General features: G+C 73.4%; 17 protein-coding genes. 7 read left to right on the top strand and 10 right to left on the bottom strand.

Annotation, left to right across the window (positions count from 1 at the left end):
* Nucleotides 1–41: 41 nt before the first annotated feature.
* The 3 genes from ACFRAV_RS23255 to ACFRAV_RS23245 all read right to left on the bottom strand — a co-directional run bounded on the left by ACFRAV_RS23255 (nucleotide 42) and on the right by ACFRAV_RS23245 (nucleotide 3,178).
* A complete protein-coding gene (locus ACFRAV_RS23255) occupies nucleotides 42–1,268 on the bottom strand; it encodes an aromatic acid exporter family protein (protein WP_382558187.1) in 1,227 nt (408 codons plus the stop codon).
* Nucleotides 1,269–1,419: 151 nt separating this feature from the next.
* Entirely contained in the window at nucleotides 1,420–2,076 is a 657-nt protein-coding gene (locus ACFRAV_RS23250) for an HAD family hydrolase (protein WP_382558186.1), read from the bottom strand.
* 73 nt (nucleotides 2,077–2,149) lie between these two features.
* Complete coding sequence (locus ACFRAV_RS23245; RefSeq protein WP_382558185.1) at nucleotides 2,150–3,178, bottom strand: PHP domain-containing protein; 1,029 nt, start codon at nucleotides 3,176–3,178, stop codon at nucleotides 2,150–2,152.
* 186 nt (nucleotides 3,179–3,364) lie between these two features.
* On the opposite strand from ACFRAV_RS23245, the gene ACFRAV_RS23240 reads away from it, so the two are divergent.
* Nucleotides 3,365–4,165 carry an SDR family oxidoreductase gene (locus ACFRAV_RS23240; protein ID WP_382558184.1) on the top strand — a complete coding sequence of 267 codons (801 nt, stop codon included), beginning with the start codon at nucleotides 3,365–3,367 and terminating at the stop codon, nucleotides 4,163–4,165.
* Nucleotides 4,166–4,185: 20 nt separating this feature from the next.
* Entirely contained in the window at nucleotides 4,186–4,431 is a 246-nt protein-coding gene (locus ACFRAV_RS23235; RefSeq protein ID WP_108955643.1) for a hypothetical protein, read from the top strand.
* A 137-nt stretch (nucleotides 4,432–4,568) separates the two neighbouring features.
* Here the strand turns inward: ACFRAV_RS23235 and ACFRAV_RS23230 are convergent, their stop codons facing one another.
* The 4 genes from ACFRAV_RS23230 to ACFRAV_RS23215 form a co-directional block, all read right to left on the bottom strand.
* Nucleotides 4,569–5,090 carry a VanZ family protein gene (locus ACFRAV_RS23230; RefSeq protein ID WP_382558183.1) on the bottom strand — a complete coding sequence of 174 codons (522 nt, stop codon included), beginning with the start codon at nucleotides 5,088–5,090 and terminating at the stop codon, nucleotides 4,569–4,571.
* Nucleotides 5,080–5,739 (bottom strand): DUF4230 domain-containing protein, encoded by a 660-nt coding sequence (locus ACFRAV_RS23225; RefSeq protein ID WP_382558182.1) that lies wholly within the window; start codon nucleotides 5,737–5,739, stop codon nucleotides 5,080–5,082. Before ACFRAV_RS23225 ends, ACFRAV_RS23230 begins: the two co-directional genes overlap by 11 nt.
* A gap of 190 nt (nucleotides 5,740–5,929) precedes the next feature.
* Nucleotides 5,930–6,331 carry an anti-sigma factor antagonist gene (locus tag ACFRAV_RS23220; protein WP_382558181.1) on the bottom strand — a complete coding sequence of 134 codons (402 nt, stop codon included), beginning with the start codon at nucleotides 6,329–6,331 and terminating at the stop codon, nucleotides 5,930–5,932.
* 187 nt (nucleotides 6,332–6,518) lie between these two features.
* Entirely contained in the window at nucleotides 6,519–7,466 is a 948-nt protein-coding gene (locus ACFRAV_RS23215; RefSeq protein WP_382558180.1) for an NADP-dependent oxidoreductase, read from the bottom strand.
* A 383-nt stretch (nucleotides 7,467–7,849) separates the two neighbouring features.
* Here ACFRAV_RS23215 and ACFRAV_RS23210 point away from each other — a divergent pair, with 383 nt between their 5' ends.
* The 5 genes from ACFRAV_RS23210 to ACFRAV_RS23190 are packed head-to-tail and all read left to right on the top strand — an operon-like array spanning nucleotide 7,850 to nucleotide 12,104.
* Nucleotides 7,850–9,484 carry an ATP-binding protein gene (locus tag ACFRAV_RS23210; protein ID WP_382558179.1) on the top strand — a complete coding sequence of 545 codons (1,635 nt, stop codon included), beginning with the start codon at nucleotides 7,850–7,852 and terminating at the stop codon, nucleotides 9,482–9,484.
* Complete coding sequence (locus ACFRAV_RS23205; protein ID WP_108955638.1) at nucleotides 9,481–9,894, top strand: roadblock/LC7 domain-containing protein; 414 nt, start codon at nucleotides 9,481–9,483, stop codon at nucleotides 9,892–9,894. The genes ACFRAV_RS23210 and ACFRAV_RS23205 overlap by 4 nt, the downstream gene beginning before the upstream one ends.
* Nucleotides 9,891–10,274, top strand: coding sequence for a DUF742 domain-containing protein (locus ACFRAV_RS23200; RefSeq protein ID WP_382558178.1), 384 nt, complete (start codon nucleotides 9,891–9,893; stop codon nucleotides 10,272–10,274). Before ACFRAV_RS23205 ends, ACFRAV_RS23200 begins: the two co-directional genes overlap by 4 nt.
* A complete protein-coding gene (locus ACFRAV_RS23195) occupies nucleotides 10,255–10,860 on the top strand; it encodes an ATP/GTP-binding protein (protein ID WP_382558177.1) in 606 nt (201 codons plus the stop codon). The genes ACFRAV_RS23200 and ACFRAV_RS23195 overlap by 20 nt, the downstream gene beginning before the upstream one ends.
* Nucleotides 10,857–12,104, top strand: a complete 1,248-nt coding sequence (locus tag ACFRAV_RS23190; RefSeq protein ID WP_382558176.1) for a cytochrome P450 — start codon at nucleotides 10,857–10,859, stop codon at nucleotides 12,102–12,104. The genes ACFRAV_RS23195 and ACFRAV_RS23190 overlap by 4 nt, the downstream gene beginning before the upstream one ends.
* Before the next feature lie 115 nt (nucleotides 12,105–12,219).
* Here ACFRAV_RS23190 and ACFRAV_RS23185 read toward each other — a convergent pair whose 3' ends face one another.
* The 3 genes from ACFRAV_RS23185 to ACFRAV_RS23175 form a co-directional block, all read right to left on the bottom strand.
* On the bottom strand, nucleotides 12,220–13,254 hold the full coding sequence (locus tag ACFRAV_RS23185; RefSeq protein WP_382558175.1) for a 7-epi-alpha-eudesmol synthase: 1,035 nt from the start codon (nucleotides 13,252–13,254) through the stop codon (nucleotides 12,220–12,222).
* 228 nt (nucleotides 13,255–13,482) lie between these two features.
* The gene (locus tag ACFRAV_RS23180) at nucleotides 13,483–13,794 is read right to left on the bottom strand and encodes a DUF4235 domain-containing protein (RefSeq protein ID WP_382558174.1); all 312 of its coding nucleotides are present in this window, start codon (nucleotides 13,792–13,794) and stop codon (nucleotides 13,483–13,485) included.
* A 72-nt stretch (nucleotides 13,795–13,866) separates the two neighbouring features.
* Nucleotides 13,867–14,889 (bottom strand): glutathione S-transferase family protein, encoded by a 1,023-nt coding sequence (locus tag ACFRAV_RS23175; protein WP_382558173.1) that lies wholly within the window; start codon nucleotides 14,887–14,889, stop codon nucleotides 13,867–13,869.
* Nucleotides 14,890–15,024: the final 135 nt, after the last annotated feature.

Below are 15,024 nucleotides of genomic sequence, written 5' to 3'. Positions count from 1 at the left end.
GTCCGGTAACGGCGTCCCGGGTACCCGTGCGGGCACGCCGCTCACTCCCGGCGGGCGCCCAGCGAGGTGTCCGCCCAGATGTTCTCGGCGTGCAGCAGCAGCGCGCCCAGCACCGCCGCCTGGGAGGGGTCCTGGGCGGCGTGGTCGCGCAGGCTGCGCCGCAGCCCCGTATGCAGTGCGGCGAGCCGCTCCTCCGAGGACTCCCCGGACCCGCCCCCGCCGTCCTCGCCGCACTCCCCGTCGCCCTCGCCCTCGTCGTCCGGCTCCCGCTCCAACAGGTCGCTCCGGCTCGCGCCGGAGGGGCCCGCGGCCAGCCGGCGGCTCTCCGCCTCGCACGCCCGGCCCAGCACGTCCAGCATCCGCGCGTACAGATCCAGCGCCGCGGTGTCCGGCGGCACCGGCGAGCGACCCGCGTCGGCCGCCACCGACAGCGCCCGGGTCAGCGCGACCACCTGGCCCGTCACCCGCGCCCAGCGCTCGTCCTCCTCCGCCCGCGGCGCCTCCACCGGGATCCGCCGCAGCCGCCGCAGGCGGTGCGCGGCCAGCCGCAGACTCTCGTCCGACCAGCTCCGCGCGGAGCGCAGCCCTTCCAGCCGCCGCTCCAGCCGGTCCGGGAGGTGCGCCCAGCGCGAGGCCGTCGCGTCGTCCCACTCCGCCTCCGGCAGCTCCCGCGCCACCTGCCGCAGCGCCGCGCCCGCCTCCCGGGCCAGCCCCGCCAGGTTGTCCCGCACGTCACGCAGGTGGACGGGCGGCAGCACCAGCGCGTTCACGGCCACCCCGACGACCGCGCCCAGCACCGCCTGTCCCACCCGGTGGCCGGCGGCCTCCGGGCCCACCGCCCCGGTCGCCAGGGTGAAGACGGCGGTGGTCGCCGCGTACGCGCCCTGGTCGCCGAAGCGGGACCAGTGCGAGAGCAGCATCAGCGGCGGCAGGCACACCGCCATCGCCGCCAGCTCGTCGCCGGTGACCGCCTGGGCCCCGCTCGCCAGCAGCGTCCCCACGCAGATCGCGGCGCACTGCTGCGCCGCGCGGAGCAGCGACCCGTACACGGTGGCCTGCACCAGCACCAGCGCCGCCCACGGGGCCATCAGCGCCATCGGGTCGTTCAGCCACAGCCGGGCCACCGCCCACGCCAGCAGCGCCGCCCCGGACGCCTTGAGGGACTGGACCAGCAGATCACGTTCGCGCCCCGGACCGCGCACCGCGTTACGGGCCGTCGCGCCGACGGCCCGGAGCTCCCGGCCGATGGCCTCCGTCGCACGGTTCATCCGGCACGGGTTGCCGGGAGCGCCCGCGGTAACCGCGCCCCCGGGGCCGCGTTCCCGCCGGTCAGGCCTCATGCCCCCCCCGTGGCCCGCCCAGGAGGTTGCGCGGCTGGGCCAGGGGAACCCACCGGTCCGCCCGGCGGTGCGCCTGGGCTCAGGCCAGCGGCCCCTCCCGCAGCGTCTGCAGCAGGTGCGCCGGGTCGGCGTAGACCGCCCGGGCCCCCGCCTCCTCCAGGTCGGCGCGCGGGATGCCGCCACAGAGCACCGCCACCGGCGTGACGCCCGCCCGGCTCGCCGCCTTCATGTCCCAGACCGTGTCCCCGACGAAGACGGCCCGCTCGGCCGGCACCCCGGCCAGCTCCAGGGCGTGCTCCACCGGCTCGGGAGCCGGTTTTCCCTGCTCGACGTCGTCGGCGCTGGCCGTCGCGGTGATCGCCTCGTCGGCGTCCAGGGCCCGGCGCAGGGCCGCCAGCTCCGGACCGCCCGCCGAGGTCGCCAGCACCACCCGGCGGCCCTCCGCGTGCAGCCGCTTCAGCAGCTCGCTCGCGCCGGGCAGGGGGTCGAGGCGGTCGAAGTACTGGCCGTACAGGGTCTTGTGCGCCGAGCTCAGGGCGTCGTCCTGCTCCTCGTCGCGGTCCTCGCCCAGCACCCGGGCGATCAGGTCCATGCCCGGCAGCCCCACCGCGCGGTGGATGTGGTGCATCGGCACCCGGTGCCCCGCCTGGCGGAAAGCCTCCCACCAGGCCACCGCGTGCAGGTGGTTGGTGTCCACCAAGGTCCCGTCGACGTCGAACACCACGGCCCGTTCCATACGCGTCCCGCCTCTCGTTCCTCGGTCACCGGCCGACCGGCGACCGTTCACGGGTACCACCGCCGGCCCGCGTTCAGACGCCCGACGGCACGACTCCCTCACGGCTCCAGGCGAGCAGCCGCTCCAGCGGCCAGGTGGTCACCACCCGTTCGGGCGGCACACCGCTCTCCTCGGCGCGGGCACAGCCGTGGACCTGCCACTCCAGCTGGCCAGGAGCGTGGGCGTCGGTGTCGACGGAGAACAGCACCCCGGCCTCCACGGCCTGCCGCAGCAGCCGCCGGGGCGGGTCCAGCCGCTCGGGACGACTGTTGATCTCCACCGCGGTCCCCGAGGCGGCGCAGGCCGCGAACACCTCGTCGGCGTCGAACTCCGACTCCGGCCGGCCGCGGCCCGTCACCAGCCGCCCCGTGCAGTGCCCCAGCACGTCGGCGTGCGGGTCGCGAACCGCGGCCACCATCCGCCGGGTCATCGCACGCCGGTCCATGCGCAGCTTGGAGTGGACGGAGACCACCACCACGTCCAGCCGCTCCAGCAGCTCCGGCTCCTGGTCCAGCGAGCCGTCGTCGAGGATGTCGCACTCGATCCCGGTCAGCAGCCGGAACGGCGCCCAGGTCCCGTTGAGCCGCTCCACCACCTCCAGCTGCTCCCGCAGCCGCTCGGGGGAGAGCCCGCGGGCGACGGTCAGGCGCGGTGAATGGTCGGTCAGCACCGCCCACTCGTGGCCCAGCGCCGCCGCCGCGCGGCCCATCTCCTCGATCGGGCTGCCGCCGTCGGACCAGTCGGAGTGCAGATGGCAGTCGCCCCGCAGCAGCGACCGCAGGTGCTCGCCCCCCTCGGCGAGCGGCCCGCCGCCCGCCTCCTCCAGTTTCGCCAGGTACCCGGGCACCTCCCCGGCCAGGGCCTCCCGCGCGGCCTGCGCGGTCTTGGGCCCCACCCCCTTGAGGGACTCCAGCGAGCCGTTCGCGGCGCGCTCGCGCACCTCGTCCGCGCCCAGCCCGGCCAGCACCCGGGCCGCGGTCCGGAACGCGCGCACCCGGTAGGTGGGTTCCTGCGACCGCTCCAGCAGGTAGGCGATCCGCTCGAGCGCGACGACGGGGTCCATCCGCGCCTCCCTTCGTACGTACGACGACGCCTGCCGGGGCGCCCCGCCCGCGGCCGGGCGCCGGTGCGTGCCCGGTTTGCCCCGCGGGCGCCCGGGTACTGCGACGGCGCCCGGGTACTGCGACGCCCGGGTACCGGAACGCCCCGAGTACCCATCCGCCCAACACCGTCAGCAGGAGGCGTGCCCATGCCCGAGACCGCACCCCGCGTCGCCGTCGTCACCGGCTCCGACTCCGGCATCGGCCGGGCGGTGGCGGTCAGGCTGGCCGAGGAGGGCATGGACGTCGGCATCACCTGGCACACCGACCACCGGGGCGCCGAGCGCACCGCCGAGGAGGTGCGCGCCAAGGGCCGCCGCGCCGAGGTCGTCCAGGTCGACCTCACCCGGCTGCCGGAGGCCGCCGACACCGTGGACCGGCTGTGCGACCGGCTCGGCCGGATCGACGTCCTGGTCAACAACTCCGGCACCGGCACCTCCACCCTCTTCCTCGAACTCGCGCTGGACGACCTGCGGCACGTCCTGGACGTGAACCTGGCGGGCCCGTTCCTCTGCTCGCAGCGCGCCGCACGGCGCATGATCGAGCAGGGGAACGGCGGCCGGATCGTCAACGTCACCTCCGTCCACGAGCACCAGCCCAAGGTCGGCGCGGCGCCCTACTGCGCGTCCAAGGGCGGGCTGGGGCTGCTCACCCAGGTGATGGCGCTCGAACTCGCCGAGCACGGCATCACGGTGAACTCGGTGGCGCCCGGCGAGATCTCCACCCCGATGACCGGTCAGGAGGACACCGACCCGGGCACCCAGCGCCGCCCCGGTGTGCCGCTGGGCCGCCCGGGCGACGCCCGGGAGGTCGCCGCCGTGGTCGCCTTCCTGGCCGGTCCCGAGTCCTCCTACGTCACCGGAGCCTCCTGGGTGATCGACGGAGGCATGACGCGGATGGGACCGATGGCCGGGGCGTACCTGGACGCCGACGACTGGCGGCGTCCCTGAGGCGAACTACGCTCAAAGCCATGACGGAAATCTCGAGCCCCCGCATCGGCCGCTCCCGGATCACCGTGCTCGCGGTCCAGCCGGCCACGCAGCCCTTCCGGATCGTGGAGATCGACGGCGACTTCGTCGGTGAGGCGAGGTCCGTCACCGACGTGCTGGAGATCGCCGCCGCCTACGGCATCGTGGTGCACGACCTCGACGACCCGGACGTGGTCCGCTGGGTCGGCGGCGACAAGTTCACCTGGGGCCGCCGCCAGGCGGGCTGAGACCGGCCGGCACACGGACGACCGGCGCAGGCGAAACGGCCGGCACACGAGCAACCGGCGGCATGCCGAATCGGCCGCCACGCGAAACGGCCGGCACACGAGGTGCCGGCCGGTCGGGGGAGCGGAGGGGAAGCGGGTCAGGCGGCGGGCCGCCGGGTGCGGCGGGCGTGCACCGCCCGGCCCAGCTTGCGGCCGAGCAGCAGGTGGCCGAGCAGCGCCCCGGCCGTGTTCATGATCACGTCGTCGATGTCGAAGGCCCGGCCGGTGATCAGGGATCCCTGCACCAGCTCCACGCAGAGCATCACCACCGCGGTCAGCGCGAGGACCCGCAGCATGCCGCGGGCGGCCGGGGCCACGATCGGCACCAGCACACCGAACGGCACGCCCAGCAGGACGTTCCCGCCGACCTGCTTGAGCGCCTGAAGGGGCTCGTAGGTCTCGAAGTACCGCCGCAGCGAGTCACCGGGACGCAGGTTGCTGTGCGTCAGGTCCGCCGAGGCCGGGGAGGGCTCCAGCGTGAGGCGGGCCAGCAGGACCGCGAAGCCCACCAGGAGGGCGAAACCGGCCAGCATGGCCAGCGCCCTCAACGGCCACGGCAGCGGCCGTGGTCCGGTCGGCGCCGTGATGCCGGCGGTACGGGTAGCGCGTTCAGTCGCCATAGGTGACGGTCACCTTCTCGAAGCCCAGGGAGTGCAGCAGGCCCTCCAGCATTCCGGTCGTGTTCTCCTCGGCCCGTTTCGTCAGACCGCTCTCGTCCGCGGCCTCCCCGATGTGCCGGACGGCGAGCTTCTGCACGGCCTGCTCGCTGTTCGGGTTGTCGGAGAAGAGGTCGCCGAGACGGTCCAGCACGCCGCGCTGCTTGGAGACGGCGTACGACCGGTCGGGGTCGAGGGAGGGTTTGCCGAGCTGGGCGTGCGGCAGGTGGAGCGTCGCGACGGTACGGTCCTCGTTCACCGTGACGTCCTTGTCGCCCACCCGGCCGAGGTCGACATAGGCGTCGACGGTGCCCGCGCCCACGTACAGCGTGCGACTGCCGCGGACGGCGTCGGGCAGGAACTTCGTGTCCTTCTCCAGGTCCACCACGACCTGGAAGTTGCCGGTGGCCGCGTCGTAGCGGCTGATGTCCTGTACCGATTCCAGCAGTGCGGGACCGGACCGGTCGTGCGTGTCGGTGCCGAACCAGTCACCGGGACCGGGTATCCCGCTGAGCTTGATCCCCGCGGCCAGCGCCAGCAGGACCAGCAGCAGGGCGGCGGCCCATGCCCCCGTCCGTGATCGGCGCCCGGCGCCCGTGGGCTTCGTCGTCATCTCGGCTCCCCCTCTCAGCTGACCTCTTCCCTCCATCCGTCGGCTCAGACCCAGCAGTTGGAGCGCACGGGCGCCGGCCGCGGACTGCCGTGACGGGGGTGGCCGCAGGGGGCCGGGGGAGGGGGTGGGACGTCGCGCGCGGGGAACGGCGCGACGCGGGGGGAGGGCGCCGCCGGGCCGGCGCCGGCCGTCACGACGCTCCGGTCGCCGCCCTGGGGCCCGGGGCGTCCAGCGCCGCGTCGAGGCTGGGCGCCGGGGGCAGCAGTTCGGCCAGCCCGGTGATGCGCAGTATCCTGAGCACCAGCCGGTCGGAGCACACCAGCCGCAGTTCGCCGCCACGGTCGAGGATCCGCCGACGGGCCCGGTACAGCAGTCTGAGGCCGGCGCAGTCGAAGAACTCCACCGGTGTCAGATCGACGACGACGTCGGGTTCGGGGCGGCCCGTCACGGCGTCCATGTGGGGGTGGATCTCCTGCGCGGAGAGGATGTCGATCTCGCCGCGTAACTCCAGGACGGTCCGGCCCCCGTGTTCACGGACACGCAGATGCCGGGTCAGGGGCGCGGGTTCCTGCCGCACGACGTTCGCCTCCATCCGGCCGCAGCCTGCTTCGGGTCCACCCAAGTCCCTTATGTGGAAGGGTAGTTACCCCGATGAGGTGAATTCCAGCATGTTCAATTGACATATGTCTGGTCTTTGGCTGTGAGGCTTGTGTGAGAGCCGTCGCACTCGGGCGGCTCCGGTGCGGCCGGTCCCCCCCGTCCGAACGGCGCCCGGGTGGTCAGCCGACCGTCAGGACCAGTTTGCCCGTGGTGCGCCCCGTCTCGCCCACCGCGTGCGCCCGGGCCGCCTCCGCCAGCGGGAAGGTCTCGGCGATCGCCGCCCGCAGCCTCCCGGTGGCCGCCAGGTCCGCCACCGCCCGCATCCCGGCCTGGTCGGCCTCGACCAGCATGACGGCCGTCCGCACGCCGAGCCGCTCCGCCTCGGCCTCGACCTCCGGCGTCAGGCGCAGCAACGAGACCAGTGTGCCGCCCGGCCGCAGCACCCGCAGCGAGCGCAGGGCGTGCTCCCCGCCCATGGTCTCCAGCACGACGTCCATCCCGGAGACGGCCTCGGCGAAGTCGGTCTCCCGGTAGTCGATCTGCTCGTCCGCTCCCAGCGCCCGCAGGAACCCGTGCTTCTCCGCGCTCGCCGTGCCCACCACGTAAGCTCCGCGGGACTTGGCGATCTGCACCGCCACGTGGCCCACGCCCCCGGCCGCGGCGTGCAGCAGGACCCGCTGCCCCGGCCCCAGCGTCGCCGTGTCCACCAGTGCCTGCCAGGCGGTCAGCGAGACCAGCGGCAGCGCGCCCCCCTGCAGCACGTCCACGCCCTCGGGCCGGGCCACGAAGGCGCGGGCCGGGCCCACGGCGTACTCGGCGTGCGAGCCGTGCCCGAAGGGGTAAGGCAACATCCCGAACACCTCGTCACCCGATCGGTGGATAGTGACACCGTATCCGGTCTCCACCACCGTGCCGCAGACGTCCCAGCCGAGCACGAACGGAGGGTCGCCGAGGAACGCGCCGGAGGCCCGGTGCTTCCAGTCCGTCGGGTTGAGTCCGGCCGCCCGGACCCGCACCAGCACCTCGCCCGGACGGGGCGAGGGGCGGGGCATCTCCACCTCCCGCAGCACGTCAGGGCCGCCGAGGGCGTCCTGCCGGATCGCGCGCATGGTCTTCGAGCCGCTCATGCCGACCAGCCTGCCATCCCCGCGCCGGGGGCGCACGGCGTGCCCCGGGAGCGGGCGCCGGCGGAGGACGGCGCCCGCGGACCATCCCGATGGAATATTCCCGGCCGAATCGCCGGAGGTTGATCCGGCGGTCGGAATTCCGGCTAAGCTCCCCCGCAGCGCTGCGAGTTGGAACCCCTACGCACCGCGATCGCCTCACCTTCCGTACGTGCGTGCCCATGTGCCCGCGGTGCCGGAGGAGTGGACGGCGGTCCGGTCCGCCGGCGTGTCCCCGGGGCGCGTCACGCGCCTCGTCGCGCTGCCCGTCCATCCGTCCGCCAGTCCCCCTCCCGACTCCCCACCCGTCCGCCTGTCGCTCCGACGTGTCGCCCCGAAGGATGCAGATGGATTTCGCCACACCACCGGAGAGGCCTTCGGCCGCCCGGTACAGCTGGTGGCTCATGCCGCTGGCGCTGGGCTCCGGTACGGTCGCCTCCGCCTTCCTCGGCCCGGAACCCGCCCTGACCACCCCCGTGGGAGCCGCGGCCACCGCCGCCGGCGCCGTGTGCGTCCGGCTCCTGCTCAAGTCGCAGGACCGGCTGCGGCGCTCCCGCGAGGAGTTCCACGCCGAGGCCCAGGAGACGGAGCGCCGCTGGCGGCAGCGCGTCGCGGGTCTGGAGAGCGAACTGGCCACCACGCGCGCCCAGGCGGACGCCCGTGTCGCCGCGGAACGCGAGACGCTGGACCGGCGTCTCGCCGAGCGGGACCAGGCGTGGATCGCCACCCGTGAGCGCGACCTGGCCGTCGTGGCCCGCTTCGCCGGACAGCACCTGCCCGAGGCGCTCAGGCGCCTGCGCGACGGCGACGCGGTGGAGGACCTCCTCCCGCTGGTCACCGACGAGCAGGACGTCACCCCCGAGGTCAGGGCGGAACTGCGCAAGGTGCTGCGCACCGCCCTGATCGGCGTGGAGGAGGAGCTCAACCGATCCACCTCCGCCGAGCAGGCCGTCATCAGCCTCGGCAACCGCATCCACGTCCTCACCAGCAAGCTCCGGGTACGTCTGCACGAGATGCAGGGCGAGCACGGCCGCCACCCGGTGGTCGCACAGGGCCTGATGGAGCTCGACCAGCAGATCGGCCCCGCCGACTGTCTGGCCGCCTCCATCGGCGTGCTGGGCGGCTCGGCTCGCCCCGGCCGCCAGTGGCAGGAGCCCCAGCGCCTGCTCGGCGTGGTCCGCGGCGGCATCGGCCGGATCAAGGACTTCCACCGCGTCGAGGTCCGTCAGCTGCCCGAACTCGGCGTCGACGGCGGTCTTGTGGACCACCTGACGCTGATCTTCGCGCACCTCCTCGACAACGCGGCCCGCTACTCGCCGCCCAGCGAGCCGGTGATCGTCTCCGGCAAGGAGGTCCCCAACGGCGTCGGCATCGAGATCCAGGACGCCGGCAAGGGCCTGAGCGAGGAGAAGAAGCGCGAGGCCGAGCGGTCCCTGGCGGGCGTCGCGGCCGGCTCCGGGCTCGGCGGGCTCTCCGAGGACGCCCACCTCGGCCTGCGGGTGGTGGGCGCGCTGGCCCGCCGCTACGGCATCCGGGTCACCTTCGCCGACTCGCCCTGGCTGGGCACCTCGGTGGTCGTCGTCGTGCCGCACAAGTACTTCAGCCCGCTCGCCGCCGCCCCGGTCGCCACCGCCCCCGAGCGGGCTCCCGGTCTGCCGGCGGTGCCGGCGCAGTCCGCGCCCGGGCACGACACGGACGACGTGGAGACCACCGGGGACTCCACCCCCGGAGGTCTGCCCCGCCGCCGCAGCATCCGGCGGAGCGCGCCCGCCGCACAGCGGGAGCCCGCGCGTGCCGAGGCGACCGAGGCTCCCGCGCGGCGGTCCGCCGGGGTGCCCGACGTCCCGCCCGACGCCTCGTTCGCCGGCCTCGCCGCCTTCGCCACCGCCGGTCGCGACACCGGCGCACCGGCTCCCCGGGCGGCAGCCGACGACCTCGAGTCCACCGAGCCCCGTACGGAAGAAAGCGACTGGTCCGCATGACGACGCAGCAGGGAACCGATGTCAGCTGGGCGCTCCGCGACCTCGCGGAGAGCATCCCGGAGATCCGTTTCACCCTGGTCGCCTCCAGCGACGGCAAGGCCATCACCTCCTACGGCGCCGAGGACCCGGACGACGTCGACCGCTTCGCCGCCGTGGTCGCCGGACTGCAGGCGCTCGCCCAGCCGGTCGCCGAGCAGTTCCCGGCGGCGGCCGGGCAGCTCCGGCTGGCCATGATCGAGGTCGACGGCGGCCACCTGTTCGTGGTCCGGGCCGGCCAGGAGACCTACCTCGGCGTCCTCGCCAAGGAAGGCCTCGACCAGGGTCTGCTCGGCCACCAGATGCGCGACCTGGCCCGGAGGATGGGGGAGCTCCTCGGCACCACTCCGCGGCTGGAGGAGCACTCTGGATGAGTGCTCCCCGTCGCCCCACCGATCCGGCCGGGCTCGAGCGCTACTACGTCCTCACCGGAGGCCGCAGCAAGCCGGCCGGTCCGGCGGCGACCCTGGACGTGGCGACCCTGGTGGTCTCCCGCGCGGGATCTCAGCCGTCGCCGCATCCCGGCCTGCAGCACGAGCACGAGGAGATCCTCCGCCGCTGCCGCGAGCCGCTGTCGGTGGCGGAGCTCGGCGCCCATCTGGGGCTGCCCTTCAACATCATCGCGGTACTCCTGGCCGATCTGCTCGATGCAGGACGCGTGGAAACCCGTGACCCCGTCCCGGCGAACTCCGCCGGACTCGGGCCCGACCTCGCGCTCCTTGAGGAGGTACTCAGTGGACTTCAAAGGCTTTGACCCCACCGGCCGGAGCACGGCGGCCGACGGCACCCGCTCGGTGAAGGTCATGATCGCCGGAGGCTTCGGCACCGGGAAGACCACGATGGTCCGGTCGGTCAGCGACATCCGCCCGCTCACCACGGAGGAGACGCTCACCCAGGCCAGCGTCGGCGTGGACCACCTGGTCGGCGTGACGGACAAACAGCAGACGACCGTGAGCCTGGACTTCGGCAAGATCGGGATCAACGACGAACTGGTGCTCTACCTGTTCGGCACCCCCGGACAGGAGCGCTTCTGGTTCCTGTGGAACGGCCTCTTCAAGGGGGCGCTGGGCGCGGTGGTCCTGGTCGACACCCGCCGGCTGGCGTCCAGCTTCCGGGCGATAGAGGAGATGGAGCGCCAGGACGTCCCGTTCGTGATAGCGCTCAACGTCTTCCCCGACAGCCGCGACCACCCGGTCGAGGAGATCCGTGACGCCCTCGACATCCCGGACGACATCCCGGTCGTGGCGTTCGACGCCCGGGACCGGTCCGCCAGCCGGGACGTGCTCGTCGCCCTCATACGCCATCTGCAGGAACGCGCTCTCGCCCTGGAGCCCCGATGACCGACCGGACCTCTGCAGGCCTCACCGCCGAGCCCGGCTGCCCCGTGGACCACGGGGCAGCCACCCGGCTGTACGGGCCCGAGACGACGCACGACATGGAGGGCGTCTACACGCGGCTGCGCCGCGAGCACGGCGCGGTGGCGCCCGTCCTGATCGAGGGCGACGTCGCCGCCTGGCTGGTGCTGGGATACCGGGAGAACCGGCGGGTGCTCGACAACCCGCTCCAGTTCAGCCGGGACGCCCGCATCTGGCGGGACTGGAAGGACGGTCGCGTCGCCGACGACCTGCCGGTGATGCAGATGGTCGGCTGGCGCCCCGACTGCGTCTCCCAGGACGGCGAGCCGCACCGCCGGCTGCGCGGCGCCGTGACCGACAGCCTGCAGGCGGTCGCGGGCCGCGGCATCCGGCGGCACGTGGCGCACTTCGCGGACAAGCAGATCGACGCCTTCGCCGACGCGGGCCGCGCCGATCTGGTGACCGACTTCGCGGAGTACCTGCCGATGCTGGTGCTCACCCGGCTGTTCGGCCTCGCGGCCAGCGAGGGACGCAGCCTCGCCGAGTCCAGCAACCACGTCATCAAGGGCGGCGCGGACGCCCTCGTCCACAACACCCGGATCATGGCCATCCTCGGCGAACTCGCCGAACGCAAGCGCCGTGAGCCGGGGGCCGACTTCACCAGCGGGCTGCTCGCGCACCCGGCCCGGCTCGACGAGGAGGAGATCCTCCACCACCTCCGGCTGGTGCTGATCACCGCGCACACCACCACCAGCAACCTGCTGGCACGGGTGCTGCAGGCCATACTGACCGACGACGCCCGTCTCGCGTCCCTGGTCGGCGGGGAGCTCGCGCTGTCCTCCGTGGTCGAGGAGGTCATGTGGAACACGCCTCCGCTGGCCGTGCTGCCGGGACGGTTCGCCACGGCGGACCTCCAACTCGGCGACGCGGCGGTCAAGGAGGGCGACATGCTCCTGCTGGGGCTGGCGGCCGGGAACCTCGACCCGGAGATCCGCCAGGCCGCGGGAGTCTCGGTCCAGGGCAACCACTCGCACCTGGCGTTCAGTTCCGGCCCGCACGAGTGTCCCGGGCAGGGCATCGGGCACGCCATCATCGAGATCGCCGTCGACGTCCTGCTGCACCGGCTGCCCGGTCTGCGGCTGGCCGCCCCGCCGGACTCGCTGACCTCCACCGCCTCCACCTGGGTCGCCCAGCTGGACAGCCTCCCGGTGGAGTTCCCGGTCAGGTGAGGCTCCCGGCGGGACCGAACCGGGCCCCGCCGACACGCGCACGGCCCGGCGGTCGCACCCCTCAGGGGAGGGATGCGGCCGCCGGGCCGTGCGCGTCCCGTGCGGGCGCCGGGTGTCAGCTCACCTGGAGCAGGTCGTCCACGGAACCCCTTCCGGCCCGCTCGGCGGCGGCCGCGACGGTGTCCTTGTCGGCCGCGTAGCGTCCGGTCACCAGGGCCCACTCGTAGTTGCCGTTGATCCAGTGCTGGATCGCCTCCACGCCCATCCGCGTGCGGACGCGCTCGTCCTCGGACAACCCCAGCTCGTCGCACATCGCGGGCACCCGCGCCTCCAGCTCCAGGTACTCCACCAGGCATCCGGCGGTCATCCGGTACGCCTCGGCCGCGGCCTCCTCCCAGGAGCAGCCCAGTTCGCGGCGGAGCACGGCGATCAGGTTGTGCCCGTCGCCCCGGCGCCTCTCCCGCTCGAAGGAGTGGATGTCGTTCATGAATCCGATGACGTCCGAGGCCAGGTCCCGCATCCGCTCCATGACCGGGTGCGCCTGCGCCTGGGCCGGCACCTCGAAGCCGCGGCTGCGCTCACCGGCGTCGATGCTGTGGTGGATGCCCACCGTGCGGCGCCGGAACTCCGCGTACTCCTTGACGGTCAGCGTGCCCTCCCGCCCGGCGGCGGCGAGGTCGACCTCCTCGCAATGGGCGGTCAGGAACCGGCCCCAGGAGGCGGCGAACCGGGTGCGCCAGGTGAGGGACATGCCGTGCGCCAGGTGCTCCCAGACCTCGGCCCAGGCCTCGGTGATCGGGCAGGCCACCCGCGGGGGAGTGCCCGCCGGGCGCAGCGGGGTGACGATCAGTTCACGGGCCACCTCGGTGATCCGACCGGCCCGGTCGGGCTGGTTGGCGTCGAACTGGTCGTCGAAGAGGAACGCCAGGGAGAACCAGTTCATCAGGACCGTCATGTCCTCGGCGGAGGCGTAGGGGTAGGTGCGCGCGGCCGCCTGTGCGAGGTCCCACGAGCAGTACTCCTCGAAGCCCGCGTCGCTGCGGACCAGTCCCCGGTCACGGACCCAGCGCAGATGCCGTTCGCGCGCGTACTCCAGATGCGGGCTGACGGGGGTGGAGAAAGGCAGGTCGAACGTGACGTCCTGAGGCATGGGGATTCCTTTCGGGACGGTTGGAACTCAATTGCGCAGCAAATGCGCCAAGTTGAGACATGGAGGCCGTTCCGAAGCTGCCCTTCCGGTCACGAAGGCATACTCTTCAAACATGTGACCTGTATTACTTTTCCGGGTCATGTGCTGGGCGCACATTTCCCGTCCGTCACACGAAAAACCGGGGCCCCGGTCGTCCCGGGGGCCCCGGTCGTGGCACGGTGGCCGGGATCAGTCCCTGCCGTTGCCCTTCGCGCCGTCCGGCCACACGCCGGTCCTGCGCTCCACGGCCTGGGCGCTGCTCCGGTCGATGACCGCCCGGACCACCGCGAAGATGGCTCCCTGGATCGCCGCCGCGAGCAGGATCTCGCCCCACTTCCGGTCACGGTCGAGGGCGTCCGGCGCGTTGTCCTCCTTCTTCAACGCCTTCCAGGTCTTCTGGAAGGCGGCGGTCGCCAGCCGGCCGCCGCCCCAGCTGACCGCGAAGCCGAGCGGCTTGTAGGCGGCGGGCAGCTTCTGCTTCTTCTGCGTGTAGGTGGCCAAGGGATCTCTCCTTCGTTCCTCGGTCGGGGGAAAGGTCGTGATCGCCGTCCGCGGGCGGGGGCCCGTCGACGGTCAGGCCGGCGTCGGCCGTCCCGAAGCCGGTACCTCCTCGCCCGGCGGCACCGGGCCCGGCGGAGTGCCGTCACCGAACGGCCGGCCGCCGAGCCGCTCCCGCCCGTGCGGGGCGAGCCAGCCGGCCAGGTCCGGCCCCACCGGCACCACCGCGGTGGGATTGATGCCGGTGTGCACCGTGTAGTAGTGACGCTTGATGTGGTCGAAGTCGACCGTGTCGCCGAATCCCGGGGTCTGGTACAGGTCCCGGGCGTAGGCCCAGAGCACCGGGTTCTCCGCCAGCTTCCAGCGGTTGCACTTGAAGTGGCCGTGATAGACCGGGTCGAAACGGACCAGGGTGGTGAACAGCCGGATGTCCGCCTCGGTGATGGTGTCGCCCACCAGGTACCGCTGTCCCTCCAGTCGTTCGGCGAGCCGCTCGAGCCGGGCGAAGACCGCGCGGCACGCTTCCTCGTACTCGTCCTGGGCGGTGGCGAAACCCGCCCGGTACACGCCGTTGTTGACGTCCTGGTAGACGTCCTCCATCACCTCGTCGATCTCCGCCCGCAGGGCCCGCGGGTACAGGTCCGGCGCGCCCTCGCGGTGATGGGCGGTCCACTCGGTGGCGAAGTCGAGGGTCATCCGGTGGAAGTCGTTGGTGACCAGCCTCCCGCTGGGGACGTCGACGAGCGCCGGGACGCTGACGCCGCCGGGGTAGTCGCTCTCGCGCCGGTCGTAGGCCTCGTGCAGGTACGCGATGCCCAGCACCGGGTCGCGGTCGTCCGGATCGAGGGTGAAGCGCCAGCTCCGGTCGTCCTGGACGGGGTCGGCGACGGCCATCGAGATCACCTTCTCCAGGCCCAGCAGGCGACGGGAGACGGCGGCCCGGCTCGCCCACGGGCAGGCCCGGCTGATCACCAGCCGGTAGCGGCCCGGCTCCACCGGCCAGCCGTGCCTGCCGTCCGCCGTGACCCGGTCGGCGAAGTGACTCCGCGACCGCTTGAACTTCTTACGGCCGTACCCGGCGTTTCCCTCGCCGCTCATCGCCGTTCCGCCTTCCCGGTGCCGTCCGCGGACCTCTCGTCCGCTCCCCAGAACTGCGTTCCCCCTTTTCGGCGATCGGCACCGACGAAGAGGGGCGAGGAGGGCATCTGCGGAAGAAGCGCGCGGGGGCGGGCC

This window comes from Streptomyces sp. NPDC056600 (genome assembly GCF_042792855.1).
GTDB lineage: Bacteria > Actinomycetota > Actinomycetes > Streptomycetales > Streptomycetaceae > Streptomyces.
The sequence above is the reverse complement of the archived record's forward strand: the minus strand, read 5'-3'. Positions and strand labels throughout refer to the sequence as shown.